The organism is Sphingomonas faeni (genome assembly GCF_023195535.1).
Lineage (GTDB): Bacteria > Pseudomonadota > Alphaproteobacteria > Sphingomonadales > Sphingomonadaceae > Sphingomonas > Sphingomonas faeni_B.
In genome coordinates this window covers 432,718-445,816 of the sequence record NZ_JALPNF010000002.1, presented here as the reverse complement: position 1 = coordinate 445,816, position 13,099 = coordinate 432,718, and the positions used below count along the sequence as shown (strand labels likewise).

Genomic DNA, 13,099 nt, shown 5'->3' with positions numbered 1-13,099 from the left:
CACCCCCATCTTCGTCACCGTAACGCACGGAGGACGGCTTGGTTTCACCAGAATTCAGATCAGACACAGCCGATTAGGCCACCGACCGGCATGACGACGGTATCACGTCCGGGGCGGTCGATCCGTAGCGTCGCGGACGTGACTGTCGCGCCCGCGGAAATGTCGGCGCGGACGGCGACCGCCATGTCGAGCGTCGCGGTCACGTCGCCGCCGCGATACTGCGTGACGCCGCCGAAGCCGAAGCCGATCGCGGGTGACTGGGTCGCCATCGCATAGTCGGTCGTCTTGCCGTCGATCGCGAGGCGGATCTGAGCGGGGTCGGCGGTAGCCATCGCAACGAGTTGGCGGCCGGCGTCCATGCTCCACAGATACGCGGCGCACCCCTTGGCGGGAAGCTTCTGCTTGCCGATCGCGCCGAGCGGGCCCGGACCTGGGTTTGCAGTTGGCGCAGGCGTCGCGGCTTGCAACGCGAGCATAAGAGCGAGCGATATCATGGCGTCAGGCCTATCATGAACAGCCACGCGGGATAACCCGCGATCGCCAGCAACGCGCCGAACGGAAGCGCGGTGTCCGCCGCCATGCTGCGTCCCTTGAGATGCGCGGAGAGCACGACGCCGAGCCCGATCATGCTCGCGATCAACAGGACGGCGGGCAACATCTGCCATCCGAGCCACAACCCGATTGCGCCGAACAGCTTCGGATCGCCGCCGCCCATGCCGTCGCGTCCACGTATGCGTCGATAGCCGAACGCGACCAGCCACAACGTACCGAACCCGGCGATGCCACCGATCAATCGCTCGGATAGCGGCGGATCGATGCCCAACGCCGCACTCGCCAATCCGGTCGCGGCAAGCAGCAGGGTCAACCGATCGGGCAGCCAGAACGCGACGAGATCGAGACTGGCGAGCGCCAGCAGCAGCCAGCCGAAGACCGCGCCTGCGATCCCGATGGGTCCCGGCACGACGAGCCCCGCCGCGACGCCGATCGCCAGCCCGGCCAGTTCGATCCGCCAGTGGACGGGGCTGATCGGTGTGCGGCACGAGCGACAGCGTCCCCGAAGGACAAGTGCACTGAGCAGCGGCACCAGGTCGATCGCGCGTAACGTTCTCCCGCACGCATCGCAGGCCGAGCGCCCCTGTGTGACGGATCGCCCCTCGGGCCAGCGCGTCACCAGCGCCGCAACGAAGCTGCCGATGATCGCGCCTAGCACGCCCAGCGACGCCGCCCAGAATGCCGCCTCAGACACCCGTTTTCCGCACCAGGTAGCGATACACGCCGAGGAGGTTGATCCCGAACAACACGATGTTCTGCGTGCCCAGCGCCCAGTCCCCGGTCAAGGCCGCACCGCTCAGCCACGCGACCGACGAGCCGACGAACAGCACGAACCCCCACCCCGTCACGCGCCGCCCGAAATCGAGCGATACCATGAACGCGGCGATCACCCCCGACGCGGCGGCACACCATTTGAGCGTCGTGATGAGGGTTTCCATGCAGACGGGTCTAGGCGCGTCCGCCCGTGCTTTGTATTGCCGCACATCAACCCCAGATACGGGGCAGAAAAATACATGGAGAGCTGAAGTGGCCGTCGATCGAGATCCCATCGTCATCCTGTCCTACGCGCGCACGCCGATGGGTTCGTTCCAAGGCGCGCTCTCCGGCGCGACAGCGACGCAGCTTGGCGCCGACGCGGTGCGCGGTGCGGTAGAGCGGTCGGGCGTATCGGCTGCCGAGATCGAGCGGATCTACTTGGGCTGCGTGCTCCCCGCCGGGCTTGGCCAGGCGCCTGCGCGACAGGCCGCGATCAACGCGGGGCTCGGCGATCATGTCGAGGCGACGACCGTCAACAAGATGTGCGGATCGGGCATGCAGGCGGCGATCCTCGCCGCGGATGCGCTGGCGGCCGGGTCGGTCGACCTGCTCGTCGCGGGCGGCATGGAGAGCATGACCAATGCGCCGTACCTCTCGAAGAGCCACCGTGGCGGCGCGCGGATCGGCCATGACCGGATGTACGATCATATGTATCTCGACGGGCTCGAGGATGCGTACGAACCCGGCAAGCTGATGGGCAATTTCGCCGAGGACACTGCGCACGAATACCAGTTCACGCGCGCGCAGATGGACGACTACGCGATCGAGTCGCTTCACCGCGCCCAGCGCGCGCAGAAGTCCGGCGCGTTCGACCGCGAGATCGTCTCCGTCGATATTGCAGGCCGCAAGGGCACCACGACCGTCTCGCTCGACGAACAGCCAGCCAAGGGTGATGTCGCCAAGATTCCGACGCTGAAGCCTGCCTTCTCGAAGGACGGTACGATCACCGCCGCCAACGCCTCGTCGATCTCCGACGGTGCCGCCGCGCTGGTGATGACGCGTATGAGCGTCGCGGAACGGCTTGGGCACAAGCCGATCGCGCGCGTCGTGGCGCATGCCGCGCATGCCCACGCACCGGCGTTATTCACGACCGCGCCGGTGTTCGCGATGCGGAAAGCGATGGAGAAGGCTGGCTGGTCCGCGTCGGACATCGACCTGTTCGAGGTCAACGAAGCGTTTGCCGTAGTCGCGATGATCGCGATGCGCGACCTTGGCCTGCCGCATGACAAGGTGAACATTCACGGCGGCGCGTGCGCGCTCGGCCATCCGATCGGCGCAAGCGGCGCGCGCATCCTCGCGACATTGCTGTCGGCGCTGGAAACCACCGGCCAGAAGCGCGGGCTTGCCTCGCTCTGCATCGGCGGCGGCGAAGCGACCGCGATGGCGGTGGAGCTGATGAACTAAGTCGCAAATGACCAGGGGGAGGGGGCTCGCTCTCTCCCCGTAGAGGCTGACGACCGAGCCGGTCTCCGGCATCCCGTCAAATCACACTGTCTTTGCAAACGCCACCGCTTCGCTCGGTGCTCGGTCCGAGCAAGGCGGAGTTGCGCCTGACGCGCGCTCACATCTGCATTTTCTGGACGCGGATACCGTTTCGTACGCGGTATGCCGAGGGCGGTATCGCGAGTCCGACATCGGCTGCGAGCCTGATGATCGAACGCTCCGCGCTAATGTTACAGCAGTGTTACTGCCCAATCAGGGTCTCGGCTCCGGTCCGCAAGCAACGTGCGATTCGGTGTGCCGCGCTATTCATCCGACATGAAGTGTCGGCTCGGTCCACGTGTTCGCCGCATACGGACGAACAGCGTTAACCGAGCCGACATGGCATTCACCAGGGGCGAATGCCGCTGTAGATCAGCGAAATGATGAGATTCAGCATGTTTTATGCTCCCTTATTGACACCCGACCGGGTGCGAATTCGGCATAATGGATAACGAAACGTTAAACAATGATTTTTGTAAATTGTTAACCATGATTTCTGAAGCACTCGGCCGGCTCTACTTAAGACAATGTTTATGCGTGTCGGATATCCGGGAGGTATGAGGGAGTTTCCGCAGTCGCACTTCGCTAACCGCGTTCAAGCGGACGTCCCGCTTGGCTCGCTCAGCCCCATTTCACAGGTTGGCGGCGGCGGGGTTCCCGGGCATTTTCAACGACCGATCGGTTGGCAATTCCTGATCCTGGCGGAGATCGAGAATTTCGGTGTGCTCCGCCGGCACCTCGGGCGGCCCCGTGTCGACACGCTGATCGTCGACGTAGCGGCCCGCATCAGTGCGGTGTTGCCCGACGCGCGGATTGTCATTGCGGGCCGCGACATGGTCGAAATCGCATTCGAGAGCGAGGCGCGGCTGGCGCTGGACATGGCGATCACTGCACTCGAGACCGCGCTGGACCTGCCGTTCGATCTCGATGGCGAATCGCATAGGGTGCACGTTCAGTTCGGCGCGTCGGCCGGGCCAACGATCGGCGCGCGCGATGAGGTTCAGCTGATCGAGGAAGCCGAGCGCGCCTTGGCAGATGCGCGCAGCGAGCGGGTCGCCGTAGCACGCGACGTGAGCGCGGGCGCCGAGTCCGTCGATCGGGCGCAATTGGCGAGCGACCTGACGATCGCGATCAATACCGATCAGCTTTTTCTTCAGTATCAGCCGAAGGTGCATCTCAGGCGGCAGGAGATCACCAGCGTCGAGGCGCTCGTGCGCTGGAACCATCCCATAAGAGGCTTGGTATTGCCGAGCGATTTCATTCCGATCGCGGAGGAATCACGTGATATCGTCGCGCTCACCCTGTGGACCATTCGCCGTTCCATTCGCGACCAGAAGACACTTGCTGCCAATGGCCACGACCTGCGGATATTTATCAATATTGCGGGCGTTCTGCTGGCCGATGCCCGGTTCGTCCGAACGGTCTGCGCGCTGATCGAAGCCAGCGGCGCACGGCTAGGGTTCGAGATCACCGAGACCTCGGTCATCCGCGATCCCGAAAGCGCGATCGCAAACCTCAAGATCTTTGCCGACATCGGCATCGTGATCGCGATCGACGATTATGGCGCTGGCTTGTCGTCGCTGGCCTATCTCAAGCAGTTGCCGGCGCGCGAACTGAAGATCGACAAGCTGTTCGTCACGCAACTCACCAGTTCGAACCGCGACCCGTTGATCGTGCGCTCGACGATCGACCTTGCCCATGCACTCGAAATGGAAGTGGTTGCCGAAGGCGTCGAGACGCCGGCGGCCATGGCGTTGCTGTCGGTCATGGGGTGCGACATGATCCAGGGGTTCCTGATCAGCCGCCCGATCAATCTCGACGCGCTGATCCCCTTTCTCACAGACGAAAAGCACCTCGCTATCGCTGCGGACGTGCGTGCGCCGTTCAATCGGCTTGCGACCGTGTGGAAGCGCGGTTGAGCCGGCGGGTGGCCTTCTGGATCGGAATGGCCGCCAATGTCCTGCTTCTCGGCCTTGGCGTTAACCAGCCCAGCGTTGCACAGACCGCGAAATCGTCCGCGGAAGGGCGGTTCGATCGGACTATAGCCGATGCGAAAGCCGCGATGTTGATCGATTCGGAGGAGGCCCGGTCGAAGGCGGCGTCCGCAGAGGCTATCGCTGCATCGATTCGCGATCCCGGCACCCGCGATATTTCGACGGCCACCGCCCAGTGGCTGCAAGGAGAAGCCTATCTCCGCATCGGCAACCCCGAGAAAGCGCGATTACTGATCGGCGGGGCGTTGGCCAAGGCCGCCGCGCAGGCCCCGCAATCCAAGCTGTACGCGGACATCTTGCTATCGCGTGGTGGGGCCGAAAGCGCCCAGGGACGTGCCGGCGCGGCGTTGACCGACTATCAGACGGCTTTTGCGCGCTATCGTAAAATGGGGGATAATCGAGGACAGGCCATGGCGCTGATCTTCATCGCGTGGTTGTATACCGAGGCGATGGATCAGAATACGGCGCTCAAATACTATGATCAGGCCATCGAAATATATCGGACGGACCCAAGCCTTTCCGTGTCCGTATACAATAATCGTGCGACGGCGTTCGGTGAGCTCAAGCAGTATACGCAGGCTCTTGCCGAATTCAAAATAGCTTTGTCCTTAGCCAAGGAGCTTAAAAGTGCTCCTCTGGTGGCGCAGATCTATGCAAACCTTGCCTTGCTGCAATTGTCGTCGGGAAATATGACGGAGGCGGAGCAGTCAATTCGGGAAGGCCTTTTGCTGACGGCGGACCGTGAAACGTCCGGGTTGAGGGCGGGCATCATTGCGATTTCGGCGCAGCTGGCGTTGCAACGCCGACAAATTCCGCGGGCCGTGACCCTCATCACCAAGGCGTTGGCGGACCTGGGGCCCAAGGGAACGAGTATATCGCCCAAGGATCTTCACGAGACGGCCTACGACGTGTTTGTTGCGGCGAATGATCCCAAGTCGGCGCTCGTCCACCTGCAAGCGCTGAAGCGGATCGACGACGACGCGACGAAGGTTGCGACCAGTACCAAGTCGGCGCTGATGGCCGCGCGGTTCGACTTCGCGAACCAGGAACTCAAGATCAGCCAGCTACGGGCTGACGAACTGCGTCGGGGCATCGCGTTCGAGCGAGCGCGGGTACAGACCCAGCGCTATGTCTTTCTCGGGGTGGCGGTGGCCGTCGCGATCGTCATCGCGTTGCTGGCGATCGGTCTGTTCACGATCCGACGCAGCCGCAACAAGGTACGGGCCGTGAACGCGGACCTGGCGATCACCAACAGCGCGCTCGGCAAGGCATTGGCCGCCAAGACCGAATTCCTCGCGACGACCAGCCATGAGATTCGCACGCCGCTGAACGGCATCCTCGGCATGACCCAGGTGATGCTCGCCGATGGCGGATTGTCGCCGCTGCTGCGCGATCGGCTGGATGTCGTCCATGGTGCCGGGCTGACCATGCGCGCCTTGGTCGACGATATTCTCGATGTCGCGAAGATGGAAACCGGCAACCTGACGATCGAGGCCGTGCCGTTCGATCTCTGCGCGACGGTGATGGATGCGACGCGGATGTGGGACGAGCAGGCTCGCAGCAAGGGTTTGTCGTTCGAGGTCGATCTCAAGGGTTGCCCCGCAATGATCGTCGGCGACGCCGCGCGTATTCGGCAGATCGTCTTCAACCTGCTGTCCAACGCGCTGAAGTTCACCAAGCGGGGCCGAGTCGTGCTTGCGGTCGATGTCGGGGGCAACGGTCGGTTGGAGATCGCGGTGACCGATTCCGGGATCGGCATCCCCGCCGACAAGCTGGAACAGATTTTCGAGTCCTTCGCGCAAGCCGATGCCGGGACGACCCGTCAATTCGGCGGGACCGGGCTGGGGTTGGCGATCTGCCGCAACCTCGCTCGGGCGATGGGCGGCGATGTATCGGTCGCCAGCGTCGAGGGGCAGGGCACGACCTTCACCCTGGCGCTGCCCTTCGTTCGCGCGGCCCGCGCCGCCCAGGCTGCGGCTCCGGTCGAGAATGACGGCGTGGTGACGCTGGTCGTCGATCGCAATCCGATCACGCGCAGCATGTTCAAGGCCCTGCTCGCGCCGCATACCGGGATGATCGCCTTTGCCGGATCGATCGACGAGGCCGTTACGCGTCTAGGTGATGGCATGGTCGCGCACGTTTTGATCGACGACGCCACGGTCCGGCTGGGCCGTGATCCGCTGGCCGATCTCCGACGCCTCGCCGACGCGGCACGGCTGGCATGTTCCGGGGCGCCCCCTGCAGAAACGAGCCTGTTATGGCCGGTTTCGGCACGGCAGGAAGAGGACGAATTGCTCGCGACGGGCGTCACCAGGGTTATTGCGAAGCCGGTCAGCGGAGCCGCGTTGATCCGCGCGATCTACGGCGAACCGACGCCCCGAAAAGCCGTACATCCTGTCCTTGTGTCGGACGCTGCATAGAGCGTAGATGCACGATTATGTCCGCCGCATTTCCCTCGCCAGTCCTGCTCTCGACGAGGCGATGGTGAACGTCCTCTTCATCGAGGACGACCGGATGAATCGGCGCGTCGTCAAGGACATGCTGGATGTCGCCGGTGTGACGATGGTCGAGGCGGAAAGTGCCGAACGGGGCCTGGAAATCATCGAAGAACAGGATTTCGCGATCATCCTGGTCGATCTGCGGATGCCCGGCATGGACGGGGTGACCGCGATCAAGCACATTCGCGCGCGCAACGATGCCAAGGGGCGCGTGCCGATCATCGTCGTGACGGCCGATATCGCGCCCGATCTGCGCCAGCGCTGCATGGTCGCAGGCGCGGACGACGTGATCTTCAAACCCGTGGCGATGGATTCGCTGTTCGACGCGATGGGACGCATCCTCGCGCGCGATGCCGAGGGCGAAGGAATGATCAGCTAGTTACGGCTTGATTTTAAGCGCGTCGGTCATCGATGCGGTCGCGCTGCCGCGTCGCGCCGGCTTGGGCTGCGAAGGATCTGGCGACCAGCCGGTCAGGAAGACGATCTGGAATTTTTCATGCGTCCGGCCGCGATCGTCGGCCGCCGATGCGAAGGCGCCCAGCGTCCGCCCGAAGATCCCGCGCGACATGGGCTGGCGCTGCTTGAGCATGTTGCTCGCAGCCATCCCTCGCAGATCGCCCAGCAATCGCCCGAGATCGCGGTAGCCGACGTCGAGCGTCTCGACATCCGCGACCGGCAGGGCAAAGCCCGCGCGCATCAGCAGGTCGCCGGCCGAGCGCACGTCGACCTGCGGATGCAGCCGCGCCGCCGGACGATCGACTTCGGCGGTCCGCAGCGCCGACCGCAGGGCGGGCAGGCTCCCTGCGCCGACGAACGCACCGAGGAACAGTCCGTCCGGACGCAACACCCGGCGGATCAGCGACAGCGCGCCGGGCAGATCGTCGACCTGGTCGAGCACGCCGGCGCTGACGACCAGATCGAACGACGCATCCGCGAACGGCAGGCGGTCCTCGTCCGCCTGCACACCGGCGGCGGCGGCGGCGAACGCATAGCCCGGATCGCACCGCGCGACCCGTGCACCGGGCGGCGCGGGAAAGGCCGCATCGAAACATCCCAGATCGAGAACGTCGCTGAACGACCGCGTTACCGCATCGAGCCGCTCGGCGATGCCGTCGAGCATCGTCGCGCGCAGGAAATCATGCTCGGCAAAAACCGGTGCGGCGCGATCCCGGCGGTAGCGGCGCGCGACGCGGTCGAAAATCTCGGGGGCTTGGTCTGACACGGTGCGCTTGTGCCGTGCACCGGCATCCGCGACAAGTGGCGCGACCCACCAGACGCTAAAAACGCGTCGCGGTGACGAGGGGCTCTGTTTGAAACTGCCGGCCGCGCTTCGCCATGTCGTCGATTTCGCGTTGCCACCGCGCTGCGCGGGTTGCGGCCTGCCGGTCGCGGAGGATCACCGGTTCTGCGCACCATGCTGGAGCAGTTTGCGCTTTCTCGGGCCGCCCTGGTGCGCCGCCTGCAACGTCCCGTTCGCGTTCGACCGGGGCGACGGCGCGTGCTGTGCAGACTGCCTGCGCGATCCGCCACGCCATGCGGGGGTGCGTGCCGCGGTCGCGTATGGCCCGGTTGCGCGCGCACTGGCGCTACGCCTGAAATATGGCGGGCGGATCGCCTTTGCCGAAACGATGGCGTTGCGGATGCGTCGCTTGCTGCCGGCCGAAACCGAACTGCTGGTGGCGGTCCCGCTGCACCGCTGGCGGCTATGGTCGCGGGGCTTCAATCAGGCGGGGTTGATCGCGGACGCACTCGTGCGCCTAGGTGCGGTTCCGCACGATCGCGACGTGTTAACGCGGTCGCGCCGCACCATGATCCTGCGCGGCCTCGGTGGCCGGCAACGCGCCAAGGCGGTCGCGGGCGCATTTGCGATCGAAGCGCCCGATCGCGTGCGGGGACGGGCGGTCGTACTGGTCGACGACATCTATACGAGCGGCGCGACCGCCGACGCGTGCACGCGGGTTCTGCTGCGCGCGGGCGCCAGATCCGTCACGATCCTGTGCTGGGCGCGCGTGCTTTCCGGCCATGAGGACGCGTGATGCCGGCTGAGCGAGTGCAACCGACGGCAGGTCACGGATCGCCGCCAACCGATTGACAATGCGGGAGCAAGACCACACTTCGTCGCAATGGCTAAAGTTGAAATCTACATCAAGCAGTTCTGCCCGTATTGCTCGCGGGCGATGAAGCTCCTGGCGTCCAAGGGCGTCGAGCCGGAGACGTTCGACGTCACCATGGGCGGTCCGAAAAAGGCCGAGATGGTCGAGCGGTCGGGTGGTCGGATGACCATGCCGCAGGTTTTTATCGACGGTAAGCATATCGGCGGGTCGGACGATCTGGCGGCACTCGACGCGAAGGGTGGCCTCGACCCGCTGCTCGCCTGATGCCGCGGATCGGCGTCCTCCAGATGACCAGCGGGATCGATCCCGCGGTCAATGCCGCCACGCTGGTCGATGCGATCCGGACAGCGGGGCGCGAGGGCGCCGCGATGCTGTTCACGCCCGAGATGTCGGGTCTAATCGATCGCGACCGGGCCCGCGGGGCCAGATCGATCGTCGCCGAAGACGAGGATCCGGTGCTTGCTGCGGTGCGCACGGCGGCGGCCGACGCGGGCATCTGGGTTCATCTCGGATCGCTTGCGGTGCGCCGGCCCGATGGCAAATACGCCAATCGCGGCTTCGTGATCGACGCTGCAGGTGCGATCCGGGCGCGGTACGACAAGCTGCACCTGTTCGACGTCGACCTGCCGACTGGCGAGAGCTGGCGCGAGTCTGCCGCCTATGTCGGTGGCGAGATGGCGGTGGTGGTGGACACGCCCGCGGGCATGCTCGGCCCGTCGATCTGCTACGATCTGCGCTTCGCCGACTTGTACCGGGCGCTCAGCGACGCGGGCGCCACGATCTTATCCGTCCCTGCCGCGTTCACGCAACCGACCGGCAGCGCGCACTGGCAGGTCCTGTTGCGCGCTCGTGCGATCGAGGCTGGCGCCTATGTCGTCGCGGCGGCACAGACCGGGGTGCATGCCGATGGCCGGTCCACTTATGGTCACTCGCTGGTCGTCGATCCCTGGGGCGAGGTGATCCTGGACTTGGGCGAGACAGCGGGGCTTGGCTTCGCGGAGATCGATCCCGCCCGCATCGATGCGGTCCGATCGCGTATCCCGGTGCTGAAGCATCGTCGCGCGATCCCGCCGGTCACGATTGTGCGATAATGGTGCTGGCTCGGACGATGCGGCGGTGACCGCGCGGTGATCGTGTTCGATCTGAAATGCAGCGGCGGCCACGTCTTCGAGGCGTGGTTCGCGTCGAGCGGCGCTTACGAGGAACAACGTAAGTCCGGTCAGATCACGTGCCCGATCTGCGACGATGCCGCCGTCATCAAAGCGGTGATGGCACCTGCGATCCCAAGCAAGGGCAATCGCAAGCCCGATTCGCCGACCCCTGCCGCCGTCAAGTCGATTATGAAAGCACTTGCGACCAGACAGGCGGAGGCGTTGAAATCGTCCGAATGGGTCGGTACGGCATTTGCCGATCGCGCGCGTGCCATGCACTTCGGCGAGGAAGATCACGCCACGATCCATGGTCAAGCCAGCCTCGCCGAGGCCAAGGCGTTGATCGAGGACGGAATACCCGTCGCACCCCTGGTATTGCCGGTCGCGCCGCCAAAGAAGCTGAACTGACGCCGGGGAACCTGAACCGGTAGAGTCAGGCGCCGCGCCGGTCGTGGACAGGCGTGCGAGATGGTGCCCCCGGCGAGATTTGAACACGCGGCCTACGGTTTAGGAAACCGTCGCTCTATCCGGCTGAGCTACGGGGGCATCCGCTGGCGCATTACGCCGGTCGGGTAGGACGATCAAGCTCGGGAGAGACTTTGCAAGAACGGCGTTTGCGTCCGCTCGGTCAGCATGACGCCGGGCCGATAAGAGAGAAAAACACGTACCATCGAACGGCCGATCCGAGACGATCAAGGGCGACGGGTACCGTTCACGATGTCCCGTCGCCGCTTGCCGTGCAGTGCCGGCGGTTAGGCCTTGACGTGCTGCGAGATGTACTTGTTCATCTCGAACATCGTGCACTTGTCACGCCCGAAGACCTTCTTCAGCTTCTCGTCAGCCAGAATCTCGCGCTTGTTCTCGGGGTTCTGGAGGTTGTTGGCCTTGATGTAGACCCACACCTTGCTGATCACTTCGCTGCGCGGCAGCTTGTCGTTGCCGACGATCTCGCCGAGCTCGGGAGAGGGCTGGACGGGGGCGTGGATGCCGCCGGTCTTGGGAGCTGTAGCCATAAGCATTCCTTCCTGTTGCGCGCGTGCGTTAGGCACTGCGCGCGTGGTCACGCCTTGGTGAGCGCGTCCGCCTTGTGCGCTGCCTTGCCGCCCTTGTCACTCCTTACGATGAACTGCGGCTCCTCCTTGGACGCCTTGACGGCGTGGCCCTTGATCTTCGTGTCGGTGGTCTGCTTTTTCTCGACCGTGCCGTGCGCCTCGCCGCCGTGCGATTTCCAGGTGACCTCGTCGCCTTTCTTCGGATCCTTCATCGTCGCATCTCCTTGATAAGCAAGGATCAAGCGCGGGAACGCGGCATTGGTTGCATCCGCTGCGGGTTGCGGAGGCGGGGCTCGGGGGGCATCAGGGCGGCAATCAAGGAGACCGACCGATGAAGACCCGCGCCGCCGTTGCCTTCGAGGCAAAAAAACCGCTCGAGATCGTCGAACTCGACCTCGAAGGACCGAAATTCGGCGAAGTCCTCGTCGAAATCATGGCGACGGGCATCTGTCATACCGACGCATACACGCTCGACGGGCTTGATTCGGAAGGGTTGTTTCCGAGCGTGCTGGGCCATGAGGGCGCCGGCATCGTCCGCGAGATCGGTGCGGGCGTGACCAGCGTCGCGGTCGGCGATCACGTCATCCCGCTCTACACCCCCGAGTGCCGCCAGTGTAAGTCGTGCCTCAGCGGCAAGACCAACCTCTGCACCGCGATCCGCGCGACGCAAGGGAAAGGGCTGATGCCCGACGGGACGACGCGGTTCAGCTACAAGGGCGAGCCGATCTTCCATTACATGGGCTGTTCGACCTTCTCGAACTTCACGGTGTTGCCGGAGATCGCGGTAGCCAAGATCCGTACCGACGCGCCGTTCGATACCTCGTGCTACGTCGGCTGCGGCGTGACGACCGGGGTTGGCGCGGTGGTGCACACGGCGAAGGTCCAGCCGGGCGATACGGTCGTCGTGTTCGGGCTTGGCGGGATCGGGCTCAACGTCATCCAGGGCGCGCGGCTTGCGGGCGCGGGGATGATCGTCGGTGTCGATATCAATCCGGACCGTGAGGAATGGGGACGGCGCTTTGGCATGACGCACTTCGCCAACCCGAAGGATGTCGGCGATATCGTCCAGCACATCGTCGCGCTGACCGACGGCGGCGCGGACTATACGTTCGACGCGACCGGCAACACGACCGTGATGCGGCAGGCGCTCGAGGCGTGCCATCGCGGCTGGGGCACCTCGATCGTGATCGGCGTGGCCGAGGCGGGCAAGGAGATCTCGACGCGACCGTTCCAGCTCGTCACCGGGCGCAACTGGCGCGGCACCGCGTTCGGCGGCGCGCGCGGGCGGACCGATACGCCGAAGATCGTCGACTGGTACATGAACGGGATGATCGAGATCGACCCGATGATCACGCATCGCCTGACGCTCGACGAGATCAACAAGGGCTTCGACCTGATGCACGCGGGCGAGAGCATCCGCTCCGTCGTGATCTACTGAGG

At 64.6% G+C, this 13,099-nt stretch carries 15 protein-coding genes and 1 tRNA gene; 9 read left to right on the top strand and 7 right to left on the bottom strand.

The genetic code is table 11. The features are described from left to right. Positions 1–59: 59 nt before the first annotated feature. The 3 genes from SPHN_RS06525 to SPHN_RS06515 are packed head-to-tail and all read right to left on the bottom strand — an operon-like array spanning position 60 to position 1,490. The gene (locus tag SPHN_RS06525; RefSeq protein ID WP_248522091.1) at positions 60–494 is read right to left on the bottom strand and encodes a hypothetical protein; all 435 of its coding nucleotides are present in this window, start codon (positions 492–494) and stop codon (positions 60–62) included. Continuing rightward, positions 491–1,246, bottom strand: a complete 756-nt coding sequence (locus tag SPHN_RS06520; protein ID WP_248522088.1) for a prepilin peptidase — start codon at positions 1,244–1,246, stop codon at positions 491–493. The genes SPHN_RS06525 and SPHN_RS06520 overlap by 4 nt, the downstream gene beginning before the upstream one ends. After that, the gene (locus SPHN_RS06515) at positions 1,239–1,490 is read right to left on the bottom strand and encodes a hypothetical protein (protein WP_248522086.1); all 252 of its coding nucleotides are present in this window, start codon (positions 1,488–1,490) and stop codon (positions 1,239–1,241) included. The genes SPHN_RS06520 and SPHN_RS06515 overlap by 8 nt, the downstream gene beginning before the upstream one ends. An 88-nt stretch (positions 1,491–1,578) precedes the next feature. Between SPHN_RS06515 and SPHN_RS06510 the strand changes: the two genes are divergently transcribed. The 4 genes from SPHN_RS06510 (at position 1,579) to SPHN_RS06495 (ending at position 7,721) form a co-directional block, all read left to right on the top strand. Then, the gene (locus SPHN_RS06510; protein ID WP_349238469.1) at positions 1,579–2,772 is read left to right on the top strand and encodes an acetyl-CoA C-acyltransferase; all 1,194 of its coding nucleotides are present in this window, start codon (positions 1,579–1,581) and stop codon (positions 2,770–2,772) included. A gap of 635 nt (positions 2,773–3,407) precedes the next feature. Further along, on the top strand, positions 3,408–4,769 hold the full coding sequence (locus SPHN_RS06505) for a GGDEF domain-containing phosphodiesterase (RefSeq protein ID WP_248522083.1): 1,362 nt from the start codon (positions 3,408–3,410) through the stop codon (positions 4,767–4,769). Positions 4,770–4,795: 26 nt separating this feature from the next. Further along, positions 4,796–7,264, top strand: coding sequence for a sensor histidine kinase (locus SPHN_RS06500; RefSeq protein ID WP_248522080.1), 2,469 nt, complete (start codon positions 4,796–4,798; stop codon positions 7,262–7,264). Positions 7,265–7,328: 64 nt separating this feature from the next. Continuing rightward, positions 7,329–7,721 (top strand): response regulator, encoded by a 393-nt coding sequence (locus tag SPHN_RS06495; protein WP_248522406.1) that lies wholly within the window; start codon positions 7,329–7,331, stop codon positions 7,719–7,721. Here SPHN_RS06495 and SPHN_RS06490 read toward each other — a convergent pair whose 3' ends face one another. Continuing rightward, entirely contained in the window at positions 7,722–8,564 is an 843-nt protein-coding gene (locus SPHN_RS06490; protein WP_248522077.1) for a class I SAM-dependent methyltransferase, read from the bottom strand. 88 nt (positions 8,565–8,652) lie between these two features. Here SPHN_RS06490 and SPHN_RS06485 point away from each other — a divergent pair, with 88 nt between their 5' ends. The 4 genes from SPHN_RS06485 (at position 8,653) to SPHN_RS06470 (ending at position 11,015) form a co-directional block, all read left to right on the top strand. Beyond that, positions 8,653–9,378 carry a ComF family protein gene (locus tag SPHN_RS06485; RefSeq protein ID WP_248522074.1) on the top strand — a complete coding sequence of 242 codons (726 nt, stop codon included), beginning with the start codon at positions 8,653–8,655 and terminating at the stop codon, positions 9,376–9,378. 87 nt (positions 9,379–9,465) lie between these two features. Then, entirely contained in the window at positions 9,466–9,720 is a 255-nt protein-coding gene (gene grxC, locus SPHN_RS06480; protein ID WP_132735451.1) for a glutaredoxin 3, read from the top strand. Next, positions 9,720–10,547, top strand: a complete 828-nt coding sequence (locus tag SPHN_RS06475) for a carbon-nitrogen hydrolase family protein (protein WP_248522071.1) — start codon at positions 9,720–9,722, stop codon at positions 10,545–10,547. Before grxC ends, SPHN_RS06475 begins: the two co-directional genes overlap by 1 nt. A gap of 36 nt (positions 10,548–10,583) precedes the next feature. After that, positions 10,584–11,015 (top strand): DUF1178 family protein, encoded by a 432-nt coding sequence (locus tag SPHN_RS06470; RefSeq protein WP_248522068.1) that lies wholly within the window; start codon positions 10,584–10,586, stop codon positions 11,013–11,015. Between the two features lie 61 nt (positions 11,016–11,076). Here the strand turns inward: SPHN_RS06470 and SPHN_RS06465 are convergent. The 3 genes from SPHN_RS06465 to SPHN_RS06455 all read right to left on the bottom strand — a co-directional run bounded on the left by SPHN_RS06465 (position 11,077) and on the right by SPHN_RS06455 (position 11,871). Then, positions 11,077–11,153: transfer RNA gene (locus tag SPHN_RS06465), tRNA-Arg, on the bottom strand. A gap of 206 nt (positions 11,154–11,359) precedes the next feature. Continuing rightward, positions 11,360–11,620 carry an SWIB/MDM2 domain-containing protein gene (locus SPHN_RS06460; protein ID WP_056411383.1) on the bottom strand — a complete coding sequence of 87 codons (261 nt, stop codon included), beginning with the start codon at positions 11,618–11,620 and terminating at the stop codon, positions 11,360–11,362. 47 nt (positions 11,621–11,667) lie between these two features. After that, entirely contained in the window at positions 11,668–11,871 is a 204-nt protein-coding gene (locus tag SPHN_RS06455; protein WP_248522066.1) for a DUF2945 domain-containing protein, read from the bottom strand. A gap of 119 nt (positions 11,872–11,990) precedes the next feature. Here SPHN_RS06455 and SPHN_RS06450 point away from each other — a divergent pair, with 119 nt between their 5' ends. Next, complete coding sequence (locus tag SPHN_RS06450; RefSeq protein WP_248522063.1) at positions 11,991–13,097, top strand: S-(hydroxymethyl)glutathione dehydrogenase/class III alcohol dehydrogenase; 1,107 nt, start codon at positions 11,991–11,993, stop codon at positions 13,095–13,097. Positions 13,098–13,099 lie beyond the last annotated feature (2 nt).